Source organism: Amycolatopsis sp., assembly GCF_035276945.1.
Classification (GTDB): domain Bacteria; phylum Actinomycetota; class Actinomycetes; order Mycobacteriales; family Pseudonocardiaceae; genus Amycolatopsis_E.
The window spans coordinates 1-14,625 of the sequence record NZ_DATELF010000064.1; the positions used below are offsets into that span (position 1 = coordinate 1).

17 protein-coding genes are annotated in these 14,625 nt (G+C 69.2%); 10 read left to right on the forward strand and 7 right to left on the reverse strand.

The features are described 5' to 3' along the window. Window positions 1-151: 151 nt before the first annotated feature. From VJT49_RS10535 to VJT49_RS10560, 6 genes are read left to right on the forward strand one after another with little or no spacing between them, the layout of a single operon-like run. Entirely contained in the window at window positions 152-442 is a 291-nt protein-coding gene (locus VJT49_RS10535; RefSeq protein ID WP_324164567.1) for a hypothetical protein, read from the forward strand. Beyond that, complete coding sequence (locus tag VJT49_RS10540; RefSeq protein ID WP_324164568.1) at window positions 439-831, forward strand: hypothetical protein; 393 nt, start codon at window positions 439-441, stop codon at window positions 829-831. Before VJT49_RS10535 ends, VJT49_RS10540 begins: the two co-directional genes overlap by 4 nt. Beyond that, window positions 831-1,502, forward strand: coding sequence for a hypothetical protein (locus VJT49_RS10545; RefSeq protein WP_324164569.1), 672 nt, complete (start codon window positions 831-833; stop codon window positions 1,500-1,502). The genes VJT49_RS10540 and VJT49_RS10545 overlap by 1 nt, the downstream gene beginning before the upstream one ends. Continuing rightward, complete coding sequence (locus VJT49_RS10550) at window positions 1,499-1,735, forward strand: hypothetical protein (RefSeq protein WP_324164570.1); 237 nt, start codon at window positions 1,499-1,501, stop codon at window positions 1,733-1,735. The genes VJT49_RS10545 and VJT49_RS10550 overlap by 4 nt, the downstream gene beginning before the upstream one ends. Further along, window positions 1,732-1,998, forward strand: a complete 267-nt coding sequence (locus tag VJT49_RS10555; RefSeq protein ID WP_324164571.1) for a hypothetical protein — start codon at window positions 1,732-1,734, stop codon at window positions 1,996-1,998. Before VJT49_RS10550 ends, VJT49_RS10555 begins: the two co-directional genes overlap by 4 nt. After that, on the forward strand, window positions 1,995-2,795 hold the full coding sequence (locus VJT49_RS10560) for a hypothetical protein (RefSeq protein ID WP_324164572.1): 801 nt from the start codon (window positions 1,995-1,997) through the stop codon (window positions 2,793-2,795). Before VJT49_RS10555 ends, VJT49_RS10560 begins: the two co-directional genes overlap by 4 nt. 184 nt (window positions 2,796-2,979) lie before the next feature. On the opposite strand, the gene VJT49_RS10565 is transcribed toward VJT49_RS10560, so the two are convergent. The 6 genes from VJT49_RS10565 to VJT49_RS10590 all read right to left on the reverse strand — a co-directional run bounded on the left by VJT49_RS10565 (window position 2,980) and on the right by VJT49_RS10590 (window position 7,109). Continuing rightward, window positions 2,980-3,315 (reverse strand): hypothetical protein, encoded by a 336-nt coding sequence (locus tag VJT49_RS10565; protein ID WP_324164573.1) that lies wholly within the window; start codon window positions 3,313-3,315, stop codon window positions 2,980-2,982. Between the two features lie 11 nt (window positions 3,316-3,326). After that, the gene (locus VJT49_RS10570) at window positions 3,327-3,815 is read right to left on the reverse strand and encodes a hypothetical protein (protein WP_324164574.1); all 489 of its coding nucleotides are present in this window, start codon (window positions 3,813-3,815) and stop codon (window positions 3,327-3,329) included. Window positions 3,816-3,894: 79 nt separating this feature from the next. Beyond that, entirely contained in the window at window positions 3,895-5,100 is a 1,206-nt protein-coding gene (locus VJT49_RS10575; protein WP_324164575.1) for a helix-turn-helix transcriptional regulator, read from the reverse strand. A 100-nt stretch (window positions 5,101-5,200) separates the two neighbouring features. Further along, the gene (locus VJT49_RS10580) at window positions 5,201-5,827 is read right to left on the reverse strand and encodes a DUF2637 domain-containing protein (protein ID WP_324164576.1); all 627 of its coding nucleotides are present in this window, start codon (window positions 5,825-5,827) and stop codon (window positions 5,201-5,203) included. A 169-nt stretch (window positions 5,828-5,996) separates the two neighbouring features. Further along, window positions 5,997-6,242, reverse strand: coding sequence for a hypothetical protein (locus tag VJT49_RS10585; RefSeq protein ID WP_324164577.1), 246 nt, complete (start codon window positions 6,240-6,242; stop codon window positions 5,997-5,999). A gap of 225 nt (window positions 6,243-6,467) precedes the next feature. After that, window positions 6,468-7,109, reverse strand: coding sequence for an XRE family transcriptional regulator (locus VJT49_RS10590; RefSeq protein ID WP_324164578.1), 642 nt, complete (start codon window positions 7,107-7,109; stop codon window positions 6,468-6,470). A 39-nt stretch (window positions 7,110-7,148) separates the two neighbouring features. Between VJT49_RS10590 and VJT49_RS10595 the strand changes: the two genes are divergently transcribed. Continuing rightward, entirely contained in the window at window positions 7,149-7,640 is a 492-nt protein-coding gene (locus VJT49_RS10595; RefSeq protein ID WP_414635899.1) for a GNAT family N-acetyltransferase, read from the forward strand. Between the two features lie 9 nt (window positions 7,641-7,649). Beyond that, window positions 7,650-8,726, forward strand: coding sequence for a pentapeptide repeat-containing protein (locus VJT49_RS10600; protein ID WP_414635900.1), 1,077 nt, complete (start codon window positions 7,650-7,652; stop codon window positions 8,724-8,726). Window positions 8,727-8,919: 193 nt separating this feature from the next. Here the strand turns inward: VJT49_RS10600 and purL are convergent, their stop codons facing one another. Next, on the reverse strand, window positions 8,920-11,208 hold the full coding sequence (gene purL / locus VJT49_RS10605) for a phosphoribosylformylglycinamidine synthase subunit PurL (protein ID WP_324164581.1): 2,289 nt from the start codon (window positions 11,206-11,208) through the stop codon (window positions 8,920-8,922). A 77-nt stretch (window positions 11,209-11,285) separates the two neighbouring features. Here purL and VJT49_RS10610 point away from each other — a divergent pair, with 77 nt between their 5' ends. After that, a complete protein-coding gene (locus tag VJT49_RS10610) occupies window positions 11,286-12,884 on the forward strand; it encodes an ABC transporter ATP-binding protein (RefSeq protein WP_324164582.1) in 1,599 nt (532 codons plus the stop codon). Beyond that, window positions 12,878-14,608 carry an ABC transporter ATP-binding protein gene (locus VJT49_RS10615; protein WP_324164583.1) on the forward strand — a complete coding sequence of 577 codons (1,731 nt, stop codon included), beginning with the start codon at window positions 12,878-12,880 and terminating at the stop codon, window positions 14,606-14,608. The genes VJT49_RS10610 and VJT49_RS10615 overlap by 7 nt, the downstream gene beginning before the upstream one ends. Window positions 14,609-14,625 lie beyond the last annotated feature (17 nt).

A 14,625-nucleotide genomic window follows, 5' to 3' on the forward strand; every position in this document is an offset into this window, starting at 1 on the left:
GGGTCTGGCGCGGCGGCCGCCGCGGCCGCGGCCGGATCCCGAGGTTGCGCGCGTCGGCGCGGCCGCGGTGCGGGCCGTGCTTGCCAACCTGCACCCGCTGACCGAGGAAACGTACGTCCACAGTGGACGTTAATGTGAAAGGAAAACTGTTGTGACCCAGTTGCTAGGCACCATCCCCTACACCCACTGGGCCTACTTCACTGACGAGGCGGCCGCGAAGGCGTGCGGTGCTGAACTGAGCGAGCGGTTCGATTGCCTGATCGACGTCGAGTTGGGTGAGCGCGTTGACGACAAGCCGTATCTGTTGCTCGCCGCGCGACCGGTGGGCATCGGCGAGTTGCCCGAGCGTCACGACGAAGTCCAGATCGTCGTACAGAAGCACGGCGGATCCTACGACTTCGGCGAGTCTGGCTGGCTCCCCGCCGGCTGGAGGCAAGCGTGACTCTGCCCGACGAAATGCCCGCGGGCCTGGCCACTCCCGACGAGATCACCGCGTGGGTGAATAACGACTTGTACAGGGCAAATCTGGCCTGGTGGGCCGAGATGGCTCGGCTTCCGGCCGCCCGCCGGCAGGTGGTGTTCGCCGCGCTGTCCGCGGTGCTGCTGTGGCCGATGCCGGACACGCCACCGGCCGAAGTGCTGGCCAACGTCGGCCGGGCCGGCCTGCCGGTCGCCGACGCGCTGATGCGGGAGGAAGCGCGGCCGCCGCATATGCGCCGGCCCGAGCTGATCGCCCAGCTGCGCACCCTGGCCACCGGCAACCCGAACGCCACCGCCATCAACCCGCCGACCGGGCACGCCTTCGGCGGACCGCTTTTCGGTGGCCGCTGATGACCTGGCCGCGCTTCGGCAAACACCGAACCCTGTCCGATCTGGACGCCAACGCGCCCGCACCACCGCGCATGGTGCCCGGCGCCGCCGTGACCCGTACCCAGCCCTACCCGAAGGAGAAACCGATGACGGCACCGACCAGGCCCCCGCGGCCGACGCACATTCCCGCCGACGTGCTCGCCGAGACCGCCCGTGCCATGGGCATGTCCCAGGCCGAGATCATCGACGTGACCGACACCGATGAAGGCCGGATCGTCACCACACACGACGGATCCAAGACGATCATCGTTCCGGCCGACCGGCCCGACGCGCTCGGCCAGACCGGCGTCCTCGCCTACAACCCACCGCCGAGCATCAAGACACCGCGCTACGTCGCGCACGGCGCCCCGGCCGACCCGGCGACGAGTGAGCCGTGGACGGTCGCGGACCTCGACCTGGCGGCCAGCAAGATTCAGCACATACCGGCGCCGGAAGGCTTGCTTGGCGGTCCGACGCGCATGGGGTGGGTGGGTGCGGATCCGATCCGGGCCCGCGCGGTCTGGCTGTTCGCGGCCGAGCACTCCGGAGTCACACCCACGGTCGCGGCCCACCAGTTCGCCGAGGCCGGCGCGTGCCGTCGGGTGATCCTCGCCAGTGGGTGGCTCTCCGAGCGTGAGGCGGCCGCGTTGTGACCGATCCACACCAGGAGATGCCGCGGGCCGTGCTCGCCGCTGTGGAGGCCGCTCAGGCCGCGCTGACGGCCATCGACACCGCTCTGGCGACTGGGCAGCGGCTCGGTGTGGCCACGTTCGGTTTCGCGGAACTGATGGCGTGCCGGCACCCGTTGGCGACGCTCACCCACGAACACGGCCGCGCGGTGTCGCTGTCCCGCAATGAGATCGCAGCCGAAGGAGGCAAACCGTGAGCGCTCCCGTTCTCACTTACGAGGACATGAAGATCATTTTCGAGTGTGCCGCCATGCCCGACAAGAACGCCGCGTTGGACCGCCTCACCGAGGCCTTCCAGCCCCGCGGAATGCTGACGCTGAAAGCGGCTGCCGAGGCCGCCGAGAAGCTCAGGGAGTACGACCAGCCGGTCGACCTCGGCAACGGCGAATTCGCGATGCGCACCCGCGACGCCTTCGGCGCCCCGGCGCCGGACGACCGGGCCGTGCGGGTTGTCGAGTGAGCACACGGACCGCAGCCGGCTGGCCGACCCTGCTCGACCGGGTCGACTGGCCGGCCCTGTACTCGGCGCTCAAAGAGCGGACCGACTGCGCAATGCGGGCCAAGCTCGAGCCCTACACGACGCACGGCCGCTTCGCGATGCTGATCCTGGATTGGTACTGGGGGGATCTCGCTGGGCTGCTGGTTGCTCACCAGGCGGGCGAAATGGCACTTCAGTTCGTGGGATCCGAACGGGTCGCGAAGTGGCTCCAGGCGACCGCTCACGTCTCGCTCGGCATGCTCCAGGTCTTGGCCTCGCTCGGCACGCCGGCGATGTACCAGCCACCGGCCACACCACCGGAGAACACACCATGCGGGCTGTACGTAGATCCCGCGCTGGCCGGCCTGCCACTGCTCGACCTGGCGCGCGAGCTGGCCGAGCACCTCGGAGGCCGCCGGCATGTCCTCGCGGTCGACCTGCCACCCGGTACGGCCGGCCGACACCTGCCGCGGCTGCTGATCGAGATCGACCGTCACCAGGCCGGCGACCGGCTGACCGAGGTCTGGCTACACGAACTCAGCCACGCCCTGGACTTTCTTCCCGACGAACGAACACCGGAGCAGGCCGAGGACTACGCCGAGGAACTCGCCGGCCTGCTCGCCGAGCACCAGCCCGCCAGCCTCGACGCGGCGGCCGCGCTCTGCCTGCGAGCACACGAAACCGTCACCGCCCGCACCCGCGACCGGGTAGCCAGTCCCGACCTGCCAGCACCCGGCAAGGCCTCCATCAACGCCTTCCTCGCCCTGCCACTGGAGTGAACCAAACAACCACAATGGACAGCGTCTGACCTGCGCTCATTCGGAAAAAAGTCCATTTGAGCGCAGGCGGTCGACTCCGCGCCCACCTGACCCTCCCTCCCCCCGAAGGCCAAATGTGAACCGGCGCCGAAAACGGCGCGGTTCCGCACTCGTGTGACGACGTCACGCGCGTCACACCCGCCGATTAGGCCTCTGACCAGAGCGAATGCGCTCCAGAGTGATCCGAAGCTGTGACGTTACGGTGACGCGCACCGGCCGTCACACCCCCGGCACCAGCATCACCCACCAGGCACGCGGTACAGGGCATCCCGCCGACGCGGTCGAGGAATTCAAGGTCACCAGACCAGAATTCGGCGCCGCACCGCGCGGTCAGCGTCGTCGGATACCGGTCCGGCACCGGGAACAGATGCGCCACCCGGCGCGTCTCGCTGACCGTTCCCGGCCACGGCCGGCCGATCAGCAACGGAACCTCAGCCGGGCGCGGCTTCTCCGGACCCAGTATCGCGCGCGGCCGCTCCACCGGCAGCTCCCTCACGACACCGCCCCCGGATAGCTGTCGCGGACCCGCCCGACCAACGAGTACGGCCGCCTCCTGTCGTGGTCGTACTTCTCGCTCATCAGCTGCCGGATCACCGCGGTGATCTCGGCTGGCGCGCCGGACGCGTCCGGCAACAGCACGATGGATCCGTCGTCGATCCGCACGAAGAGACCGCGCTCGCCATCAAAGCGGCCGATGCTCAACCGCACGTCGCGGCCATCGAGGGCGAACAGATCGAACGCGCGGGCGGTGCCGGTCACGATCACGGCGACCACCGCCGCCGGCGTGTCGAGACCCGGCAACAGCACCTCACGGTCACCGGAACCGTCACAGATCTCCAGGGAGATCACATCAGCGCCGAACTGCGTGCGGATCTTCCCGATCCTCAACCGGGCGTCTCGCCCATCGATAGTGACGCCGTCGACGAGGCACACGCTGGTCTTCCCGCCAAGGCTCAGAACATCGGCTTGTGCCCAATCCATGCCGAACAGGCTTTATGCCGCCCGGGCGGACGAGGGGTATAGCAGCCCCCATGCCTTGGGGGGTACGGATCGTACCTGTCTACGCGGTCAATCCGAGCTGGTCAGCCAGAGCGCGAGCGTCATCCCGTACCGTCGTGCCGCCATGCTCGGCCAGCTCCGGCACGACTCCGCGCGTGAACAGGTTGAACCGCGCGGTGTCCGGCGCGGTCAGCTCCGCGCGCTTGAGCAGATGCACAGTGGCGAGGTCCTGCCGGTCGGCATGGTAGGCGCGGGCGACCTCGATCGTGTGAAAGGAGCGACGCGTGGCCGAGCCGATGCTGTCCACGTCCACCCGATCGGCGTGACGCATCGCCTCACCAGGTCGCGCGAGGTCAAGCAGCATGGTGATCGCATAGGCGTCGACCATGCCCCGGCCGAACAGCAACCACGGGTGCGTGTAGCTACCAGGGAGCGCCTTGACGGCCCGGTCAGCGGTATCCCAGTAATGCCAGGCGTCGCCATCGTGCCCGAGCTTGGCGTGCGAGAGCGCCACCGCGAGGTGCAGCAGCCCATACAGCGCGCGGTCCTCGTCGCTGCGCTCGGGGTCGAGCAGCGCAGCAGCATCGTTGGCCAACTCCATTCGCGCGTCGTGCTGTTGCCCGGCGTCGCGGTACACGTGGTTGACGTACCAGGCCGCGGCGGCAATCGCATATGGGTCGTCGGCGTCCTGCGCGGCGATCATGGCTCGATCACCAGTCAGCGTGATCAGCTCCGGTGTCGGCTGCCAGGACAGGTACAGCTGGGCGAGGTGGTAGGTCTGGGCTTGCAAGGTCAGGGCAAGGCTATGGTCGGCGCCTTCGGTCCAGCGGGTGACAATGCGTGCGTCACGCAGCAGCGTGGGAAGCAAAGCAGCGATGGCGGTGCGGTGATGCCGGGCGCCGTGCCACAGTTCCCATGTCTGCCGTACCCGGACTTGTAGATCACCCAGATCCGCTGGACCGATCTGCGACGGCATCGGGTAGGAGACCACCGCGTTCGCTACTTCGGACAGCTGTTCGTGTGTCGTGCGTCCGAACGTCGAGGTCTTCAATCGCTCATCGCCGGTCAGTTCGGCTAGGTCATGCACGCTGAGCACCTCGGCCAACCGGAGCACGGTCGGCAGTCGTGGCGGCAGGTTACGGCCCGTCTCGATCGCTTTGACCCACTCGGCTGACTTGCCCATGAGGCTGCCAAGCACTGGCCGGCTCATCCCGGCACGCGTGCGGGCGCGCTTGAGTCGTTCGCCGAAAGGCATATCCTCGGTCATTTGGACCACCTCATTCGCGGAGTAGTCCTCCCCGCAGAGGCCCCCGGCCCGTCGACCGGGGGCAGTACCTCCGCGAAGAGGGATACAACCAGCGTAAGGCCTAGACCGCGGTGAGCCTGCCTGGATCGACGGTTTCCGGCTCGATGCGCTCGGCCTGGCGGACGTGGCGGAGCAACTGGCGGGCCTGGCTCTCGGGGATGCCGAGTTCCCGCGCGATCCTGCCGCGACCGATCTTGACGCCCTCGGCCGCGCCCGCGGCGAGCAGCGCGGCCGCGCGCGCTGCCAGGTCGCCCGGCTCGCCCTGGTCACCGTCCGGCTCGGCCTGGCGGTGGTCTGGCGTTGCCTGGCGGGGCAGTGCCAGGGCGGCCAGGTGCGCGACCGCGCCGAGCACGGCCGGCGGTACAGCGGCGACCGCGATCACGGCCCAGACGGGCGGCACTATGCCGAACGCGGCTATCACGTGGTCGGCCGCGTTGCCGGTGATGGACAGCGCCAGCGTGCCCAGGGACAGCGCGCGGGCCGTGCTCCTGGCCCTCGTCGGCGAGTCCGGCGCCAGCCATACCCAGGTGGCTGTCACCGCGGCCGCGTCGACCGCGATCGGCACCAACCACGCCAGCTGTACCGGCGTGCCGCACACGACGGCCAGGGACCGCAGGGACGCGAACGACAGCACCGCGGCCGCCAGCGCCACCACGGCGAGCCCTGCCAGGGATACGTACCGGTTCACTGGCACACCCCGCAGTACCAGCCGGCCGATACCGCGGACGCGTTGAGCACCGCGAGGGCCGTGAAGCACGCCCACGAGATCACGCACGCGTACCGCCACCGCATCCACGCCGGCCGCGGGCTCCGCTGAGGCCGATGACGGTCACCCGAAAGGTCGCCAAGCTCGCGGTTCACAGCGACACCACCTGCTCGCCGTCGAGCACCCGCTGAAGCTCCGCGACCGGCACGGCGCCGCGTCCTGAGTGGTAACCGATCAGATAGGTGAGCCGCCCCTGCAAGTCGTTCAACCTGTCCTGGACCTGCCGACGTTCCTCCATCAGGTCGAAGAAGCCAGGGCTGACGTGCGGGTACTGCTGGCGTAGCCGGTTGATGTGCTCGCTCTCCCGAGGGGGGATGGCGGCAGTAGGGTCGCTCATGGGTCGGAACTCGCTTTCCGATCAAGGCCCCCGGCACGTGTTAGCGGCACCGCCGGGGGCCGTCCTATGTGGATGGTGATCAAGCCCTGTGGGGCCGTACTGGGGCCGTGTGAGGCCGTAAGCGGGTGAAATTCGATGTAAGCCGTTGAAACGGCTTATTGCCTGGTCACGCGGGATGTTGATCTATTCGCGCAGGTCGCCGTTTCGCGTGTATCAGAACAGCGTCTACTGATAGTCGGCGCTGCTCGCTGGGGGTGCCACTCCCGGACCCCGTCTGGGGGCTTGCCCCCAGACGCCCGTGCGGCCGAGGCCGGGGCGCCTCGGCCGCATGATCAGCGCCGCGACGTAGTAGGTGCAGGGCAGGTCGGAGAGGTTGGCGTAGCTGAGCGTGATGTCGGCGGCGAGGTACAGGGAGTCGCCTTCGCCGAGAATCACGGTCTCGCCGTCGACTCGCAGAGTCAGCGTGCCCGACTGGACCACGATGAACTCGTGTGAGCCGGCGGCGTAGGGCGGGTAGGTTCCGGCGACGCAACCGGGTGGAAGCGTCGAACAGATCCATTCGAAGTTCACGCCCGGCACGACCGGGGTGAGGATCGTGCGCTGCCAACCGCCTGGTTCGTCCACGACGTCCTGCTCGGCGGCCCGGCGCACGATCATCCGCTCCGGTTCGGTGAGCAGTTGCGCGATCGGCAGGCCGAGGCCCTCGGCGATGCGGTCGAGCACGACGATCGTCGGTGCCTTGGTGCCGCGCTCGACCGACGAGAGCATGCTGACGCTTACACCCGAACGGTCGGCCAGTGCCTGCAGGGTCATCCCACGGTCCACGCGGCCTGCCTGGATTCGCTTCCCCAGTGCGGCAAGGTCCATTACTCTATAATAATGGACGGTTCCTCTTTAGTGAAATATTTGCGTCCGGCAAGTTCTTCTGATCTGGCCCAGATCGGCGAGATCTACACGCATTACGTCACTACCGGCACGGCAACCTTCGAGCTGACCCCGCCCGACGAGGCGGAATGGATGCGTCGCTTCGCCTCGGTCATGGACGCTGACCTGCCCTTTCTGGTCGCCGAACTGGACGGGAGGGTCGCCGGGTACGCCTACTGCACCCGGTGGAAGTCGCGTCCGGCCTACCGTCAGACGGTCGAGGATTCGGTGTACCTCGCTCCTTGGGCGGCCGGGCGAAGCATCGGCGGCACGCTGCTCGACGAGTTGCTTGTGCGGTGCGCGGGGGCAGGGGTGCGCGAGGTGATCGCGGTCATCGCGGCGACGGGGACCCACGCGGCTTCACTCGCCCTCCACCGAGGCCGCGGATTCGTCGATGCGGGCGTGCTGACGAGCGTCGGGTTCAAGCACGGGCAGTGGCTGGACACGCATCTTCTGCAGCGCAGTCTCCGCTAGGGTGCGGTGGTGCGGAAAGGGCTTTCTCCGCTGGTAGTCACCTTCGTGCTGGCCGTGGTGCTGCTGGTGGTGGTCAGCGGATCACTGTTGCTGGACCCCACGACCACGCACGCCGACGCGCTGCGGACCGGCGGGCTCGCGGCCGGTTCGGTGGTCGCGCTGTACGCGCTGTGGCTCAACGACCGGCGCCGCAAGGTCGAGGAAAGCCGTCAAGAGGTCGAGCGGGAACGGTATGAACTTGAGCGGCTGCGTGCCGAACGCGACCGCGACCGGGTCACCGACGAACGCTTCGCCAAGTCCGTGGAGCTGCTCGGGCACGACGCCGACCAGGTACGTGTCGGCGCCATGCACGCACTCGCCGGGCTGGCGCGGGATCGCTCGGAGTACACGCGGACCGTGCTCGACGTGCTCTGTTCCTACCTGCGCCGGCCGTTCGACAATCCGCACCTCATGGACGAAGAAGAAAAGACCGACCCCGAAGCGGAACGGGAGTTGCAGGTACGGCTGACCGCGCAGCGGCTGATCGTCGAGCTGTTGCCCGCGACGGGAACCTCGGACGAAACCTTCGACCTCGACCTGACCGGTGCCTCGCTGGAGTACTTCGACCCGTCCGGCCGCAGGATCGGTACCCTGACCATGCGTTACGCGCAGCTGTTGAGCAGCACCAACTTCAGCGGCTGCGAGTTCACCGGCCCCGCCTGGTTCACCGCCGCCGTCTGCGGCAGCGGCCGGTTGAGTGGTCACTTTCGCTGTCAGGACGCGAACTTCCACGACCGTGCGTGGTTCAGCGGCACGGATTTCGGTTCGAAGACCGATTTCCGCGGCACCCGGTTCGGCGGTGAGGCGAACTTCAAGAACGCCGTGTTCCACGGTGACGTGAGCCTGCGTGGCGCTTCCTTCCTGAAGCTCGACCTGCACGCCACCCAGTTCGAGCACGACGCCGACTTTCGGATGGCCGGGCGGCCGAAGGGCGTTTCGCTCTACAACACCATGGTCAATCCGTGGAAGAGGATCGATGTCCCGGACTTCTGGACCGTCGAAACCCTCCCCAACGGCCGCGCCCGCCTCACCGACCCCGACTCCTGACCACCCACCCGCGAGTCGGGCTTTCCCGCGACCCGAGTCCGGCTCTCACGACACGCGAGTCGGCCTCTCGTGACACGCGAGTCGGGCTTTCGTGACACGCGAGTCCAGTTTTTTGGGGGGACCTCAGCCAAGTTGCCCTCAGATCGCCGACAGGAGTTCGGTGGCGTTTCCGGTCTTCTTCGGCAGGAGCCTTCTAGTCGAACAGGGCGGGCAGGGTCGCTTCCCATGCTTCGCGAAGTTCGGCGAGCGGGAACGTGGCCACGTCCTGGATCTCCAGCGCGCCCGACTCGGGGTCGACCACGCCGGTCTTGCGCCACGGCAGGCCCCGGGCGGTGCACATCTCGGTGAACCGCAACTCTTCCGTTCGTGGCACCGCGACCAGCACGCGTCCGGCGGACTCGGAGAACAGCTGGATGAACGGGTCGGCGTCCTCGTCGAGCACGATCCGTGCCCCGCACTGGCCGATCAATACCGTCTCCACCAGGGTCTGGGCGAGCCCACCGTCGGACAGGTCGTGCGCGGCCGAAATCATCCCGTCGCGCGAGCCCGCGACCAGGATCTCGGCGAGCAGCCGCTCGCGTTCCAGACCGACCTTCGGGGGCAACCCGCCGAGGTGGTTGTGGATGACCTGGGCCCACGCGGATCCGCCGAACTCGTCGTGCGTCTCGCCGAGCAGCAGCAGCGTCTCGCCGGCGTCGGCGCCGATGCCCGGCAGGATCCGGCGGCGGACGTCATCGATCACGCCGAGCACGCCGACCACCGGGGTGGGCAGGATCGCCGTGTCGCCGGTCTGGTTGAAGAAGCTGACGTTGCCGCCGGTCACCGGGATACCGAGCTGGGCGCACCCGTCGGCGAGGCCGTGCACGGCCTGCTCGAACTGCCACATCACGCCCGGATCGGTGGGCGCGCCGAAGTTCAGGCAGTTGGTCACGGCGGCGGGGGTCGCTCCGCTGGTCGCGACGTTGCGATAGGACTCGGCGAGGGCGAGCTGGGTGCCGGCGTAGGGGTCCAGGTAGACGAAACGGGCGTTGCAGTCGGTGGACACGGCCACGCCTCGGCCGGTCTCCTCGTCGATCCGGATCAGGCCGGAGTCCGCGGGCTGGGCGAGCACGGTGTTGCCGCGCACGTACCGGTCGTACTGCTCGGTGACCCAGTCCTTGGCCGCCTGGTTCGGCGAGGAGATCACCTTCAGCAGGGTTTCGCGCAGCTCATCCGCCGTCGACGGGCGGGGCAGCCGGTCCGGCGTGTCGGCCTGCACCCTGTCCTGAGTGGACGGTCGCACGACCGGCCGGTCGTACACCGGGCCCTGGTGCGCGACGGTGCGCGGTGGCACGTCGACCACCGTCTCCCCGTGCCAGGTGATCACCAGGTGCTCGCCGTCGGTCACCTCGCCGATCGCCGTGGCGAGCACGTCCCACTTCTCGCACACCCGCAAGAAGGCGTCTACATTGGACGGTTCGACCACGGCGCACATCCGCTCCTGCGACTCGCTGGAGAGGATCTCCGCCGGGGTCATTCCCTTGGCCCGCAGCGGAACCCGGTCGAGTTCGATGTGCATCCCGCCGTCGCCGGCGGCCGCCAGTTCCGAGGTCGCGCAGGACAAGCCGGCACCGCCGAGGTCCTGGATGCCGACCACGAGCTTCTTCGCGAACAGCTCGAGGCAGCACTCGATGAGCACCTTCTCGGTGAACGGGTCGCCCACCTGCACGCTGGGGAGCTTCTTACGCCCGCCGGCCGACTCGTCGCCGGAGAACGTGTCGCTCGCCAGTACGGAAACCCCGCCGATGCCGTCGAGCCCGGTCCGCGCGCCGAACAGGATGATCTTGTTGCCGGTGCCGGAGGCGAACGCCAGGTGCAGGTCTGAAGTGCGCATCGCGCCCACGCACATCGCGTTGACCAGTGGGTTGCCCGCGTAGCTCTGGTCGAAGACGACCTCGCCGCCGACGTTGGGCAGGCCGAGGCAGTTGCCGTATCCGGCGATCCCGGCGACCACGCCGGGCAGGACGCGCCGGGTGTCCGGAGCGTCCGCCGGACCGAACCGCAGCGCGTCGGCGACCGCGAGCGGCCGCGCGCCCATCGCCAGGATGTCACGCACGATGCCGCCCACACCGGTCGCCGCACCCTGATAAGGCTCCACATAGGACGGATGGTTGTGGCTCTCCACCTTGAACGTCACGGCCCAGCCGTCACCGATGTCGACCACGCCGGCGTTCTCCCCGATGCCGGCCAGCATCTTGGCCTTCATTTCGGGGGTGGTGGTCTCGCCGAAGTACCGCAGATGCTTCTTCGACGACTTGTACGAGCAGTGCTCGCTCCACATCACCGAGTACATCGCCAGTTCGGCGTCGGTCGGACGGCGGCCGAGGATCTCCCGGATCCGGGCGTACTCGTCGTCGGCGAGCCCCAGTTCGCGGTAGGGCTGCGGGACCTCCGGGGTGGCGGCGGCGTGCGCCGTGGTGTCGATGACCAGGGTTTCCGTCACCCTTCCAGACTACGGGGGCGGCTGAGCGGGGAAAAAATCGGTCGCCCCGGACGAAGCGGATTCGTACCGTGTCAAGAATGCGTCTGCCAACTCGGCTGACTCCCCTCCGGCTGCTCATGGCACTGCTGTGGGCACGGCCCTGGCTGGCCGTGTCCTCCTGTGTGCTGGGCGTGCTCTCGTGGCTTCCCGGCGCGCTGCTGCCGTTGGTGATCGGCGACGCGGTGGAGGCGGTCGGCCGCGGCGAGCCGCTGGCCGGCCGGGCCGGCCTGATCGTGGCGCTCGGGGTGGCGCAGGCCGTGCTCATGGCCGCGATGATCTTCGCGGTGCACGGGATGTGGATCCACGGCGCGACCACCACGCAACGGCTGGTCGCCGGGCACACCGCCCGTCTCGGCGCTTCGCTGCGTGTCCAGGCCGCGACCGGAGACGTGATGGCGATCTCCTCGTCCGACATCGGCCGCATGGGCAACGTCTTCGAGGTGCTCGGCCGGGTCGTCGGGGCGGTGGTGGCGTTTGTCGTCGTGGGTGCCGTCCTGGTGACGACTTCGCCGCTGCTGGGTGCGATCGCGCTGGTCGGCGTCCCGCTCGCGGTGCTGGGCATGGGAAAGCTCGTCGCCCCGCTGCAGCGCCGCAAGCGCGCCCAGCGTGAGCAGCTTTCCGAGGTCAACGCGCTCGCCGCGGACATCGTGTCCGGGCTGCGGATCCTGCGTGGGATCGGTGGGGAGCGCCGGTTCCTGCGCCGGTTCCGCGAAGCCAGCCAGCGGGTCCGGGTGGCCGGGATCGACGTGGCGCTCAGCGAATCCTGGCTGGCCGGTGCCGAGGTGCTGCTGCCGGGCCTGGTGACCGTCGCGATTACCTGGCTCGGTGCGCGGCTGGTGAACTCGGGTGGGCTCAGCGTGGGTGAGCTGGTCTCGTTCTACGCCGCGTCGGCGTTCCTCGCCTGGCCGGTGAGCACGGCGACCGAAGCCGCGTACGCGTTCACGTCCGGTCACGTCTCGGCGAAGAAGGTCTGTGGCGTGCTAGGCCTGCGGTCATTGCTCGACGACCCGCGGGCGCCCGTCGCGCTGCCGGACGGGCCGCTGGAACTGCACGACACGGCGAGCGGGGTGACCCTTGTCGCCGGCAAGCTCACCGTGGTCAACGCCGGGCGGGGCGCCGAGGCGTTCGCCGAGCGGCTGGCGCGCTTTCCCCGCCAGTCGCCGACCGGCGGGGTTTCCTCGGCGGACCCGGCCGGACACGTGCTCATCTCGGGCGTTCCCGCCGACCGGGTCGCGCTGGCCGAGTTGCGAAGGCGCGTGGTCTACGCGCACAACCAGGACCTGTGGTTCTCCGGCGTGTTGCGCGAGCAGGTCATTCCCCCGGAACGAGCCGAGCTCGCCCTGTGGGCCGCGGACGCCGCCGACATCGTGGACGGGTTGCCGAACGGGCTGGACGAGTTGATCGGTGAACGCGGGCGCGAGGTGTCCGGCGGTCAGCGGCAACGGCTGAGCCTGGCCCGCGCGCTGGCGCTGGACGCCGACACGCTCCTGCTCGACGAACCGACCTCCGCGGTGGACGCGCACACCGAGGCCAGGATCACCGAGCGGATCGCGGAACTACGCCGGGGCAAGACCACCGTCGTGTTCACCGAAAGTCCGTTGTGGACGGTCGTAGCGGACGAGGTGATCACATGCTGAGGTTTTCGCTGGCCACGGGGGCGCAGGCGCGGTCATGGGCGCGGCACACCTTCCGGGCACACCGGCGCGAGTTCCTCACCGTGCTCGCCTTGCTCTGCCTGGCCACCATCGCCGGGCTGGTCGGCCCGCAGATCCTGGGCCTGCTGGTGGATTCGGTGACCGGGTCGGCGAGCCGGATCGACCTGCTCACCTTGGTCTTCGTCGCGGTACTCATCGTGCAGGCCACGCTGCGGCGGTTCGCCCGCGTGCGAGCCGGAATGCTCGGTGAGCGGGTGCTCGCCGAGACCCGTGAGGGCTTCGTCGAGCAGGCCCTGCGGCTGCCGCTGGCCACCGTCGAGGCGGCCGGCACCGGTGACCTGCTCAGCCGTGCCACCACCGACGCCGACCGGATCGACTACGCCGTGCGCAACGGGGTTCCCGAGGTCTCGGTCGCGCTCATCACCGTGCTGCTCACCGTGGTCGCGATGGTGCTGACCTCGCCGTTGTTGTCGCTCGCCCTGCTGATCGCCGTCGCGCTGATCGGGGCGTCCATGCGCTGGTACTCGCGGCGGGTGCCGGCCATCGCCGAGTCGATGATGGACGCGTGGGCCGATGTCCAGACCAGCACGCACGAAACCGCGGACGGCGCGCGCACCGCGGAGGCGCTGGGCCTGATCGGCCGCCGCATCGCCCACGGCGACCGGGCCGTCGATGCCGCCGCTTCCGGGGAGCGTGGGTTGCGCGGTCTGATCGTGCGATGGATCCCGTGGGCCAGGCTCGCCCAGGTGCTGCCGCTCGCGGCGATCCTGCTGATCGGCGTGTGGGGCTACGCGAACGGACTGGTGGGCCTGGGCACCATCGCCACCATGATGGTCTACATGCAGGCCATCGCGGGCCCGCTGGAAGAGGTCCTGTGGTGGATCGAGGACGTGCAGATCTCGAGCACCGCGCTGCGCCGGGTGCTGGGAGTCCGCGCGCCGGACGCGGGCTCGGGCTCGGCCGAACGGCCGAGCCGGCAGGAGATCGTCGTCCGGGACCTGCGGTACGGATACTCCGCGGACCGCGAGGTGTTGCACGGCATCAACCTGCGGATACCGCCCGGAGAGCGGCTGGCGATCGTCGGTCCGTCCGGGGCGGGGAAGTCCACCCTCGGCAGGCTGCTGGCCGGAGTCGCGGCGCCGAACTCGGGCTCGGTCAGCATCGGTGGCGTCGAGGTGTCGAGGATGGCCGACGACGTGCTGCGCGGTGAGGTGCTGCTGCTCACCCAGGAGCACCACGTCTTCGCGGGCACTTTGCGTGACAACCTGATGCTGCCCGCGGGCGAGTGGACCGACACGGCCCTGCTCAGGGCGCTGGACTCAATTGGGCTGGCAAGCTGGTTCACCGCACTACCGGACGGCCTGGACACCAGGCTGGGCGCGGGCGCGGTCGCCGTGCCCGCCGCGATCGCGCAGCAACTCGCGCTGGCGCGGGTGGTGCTCGCCGATCCGCACACCGTGGTGCTCGACGAGGCCACCTCCCTGCTGGACACGTCTTCGGCGCGGAACCTGGAGCGCTCGCTGAACGGGGTCCTCTCCGGCCGGACGGTGATCGCCATCGCACACCGCCTGCACACGGCCGCGGCCGCGGACCGGGTCGCCGTGGTCGAGGGCGGCCGCATCACCGAACTCGGCCCGCACGCCGATCTGCTCGCCGCCAACGGTCCGTATGCCCGGTTGGTCGCCGCCGCCTCGACGGTGTCCTGATTGTCGGAGCCGCCACC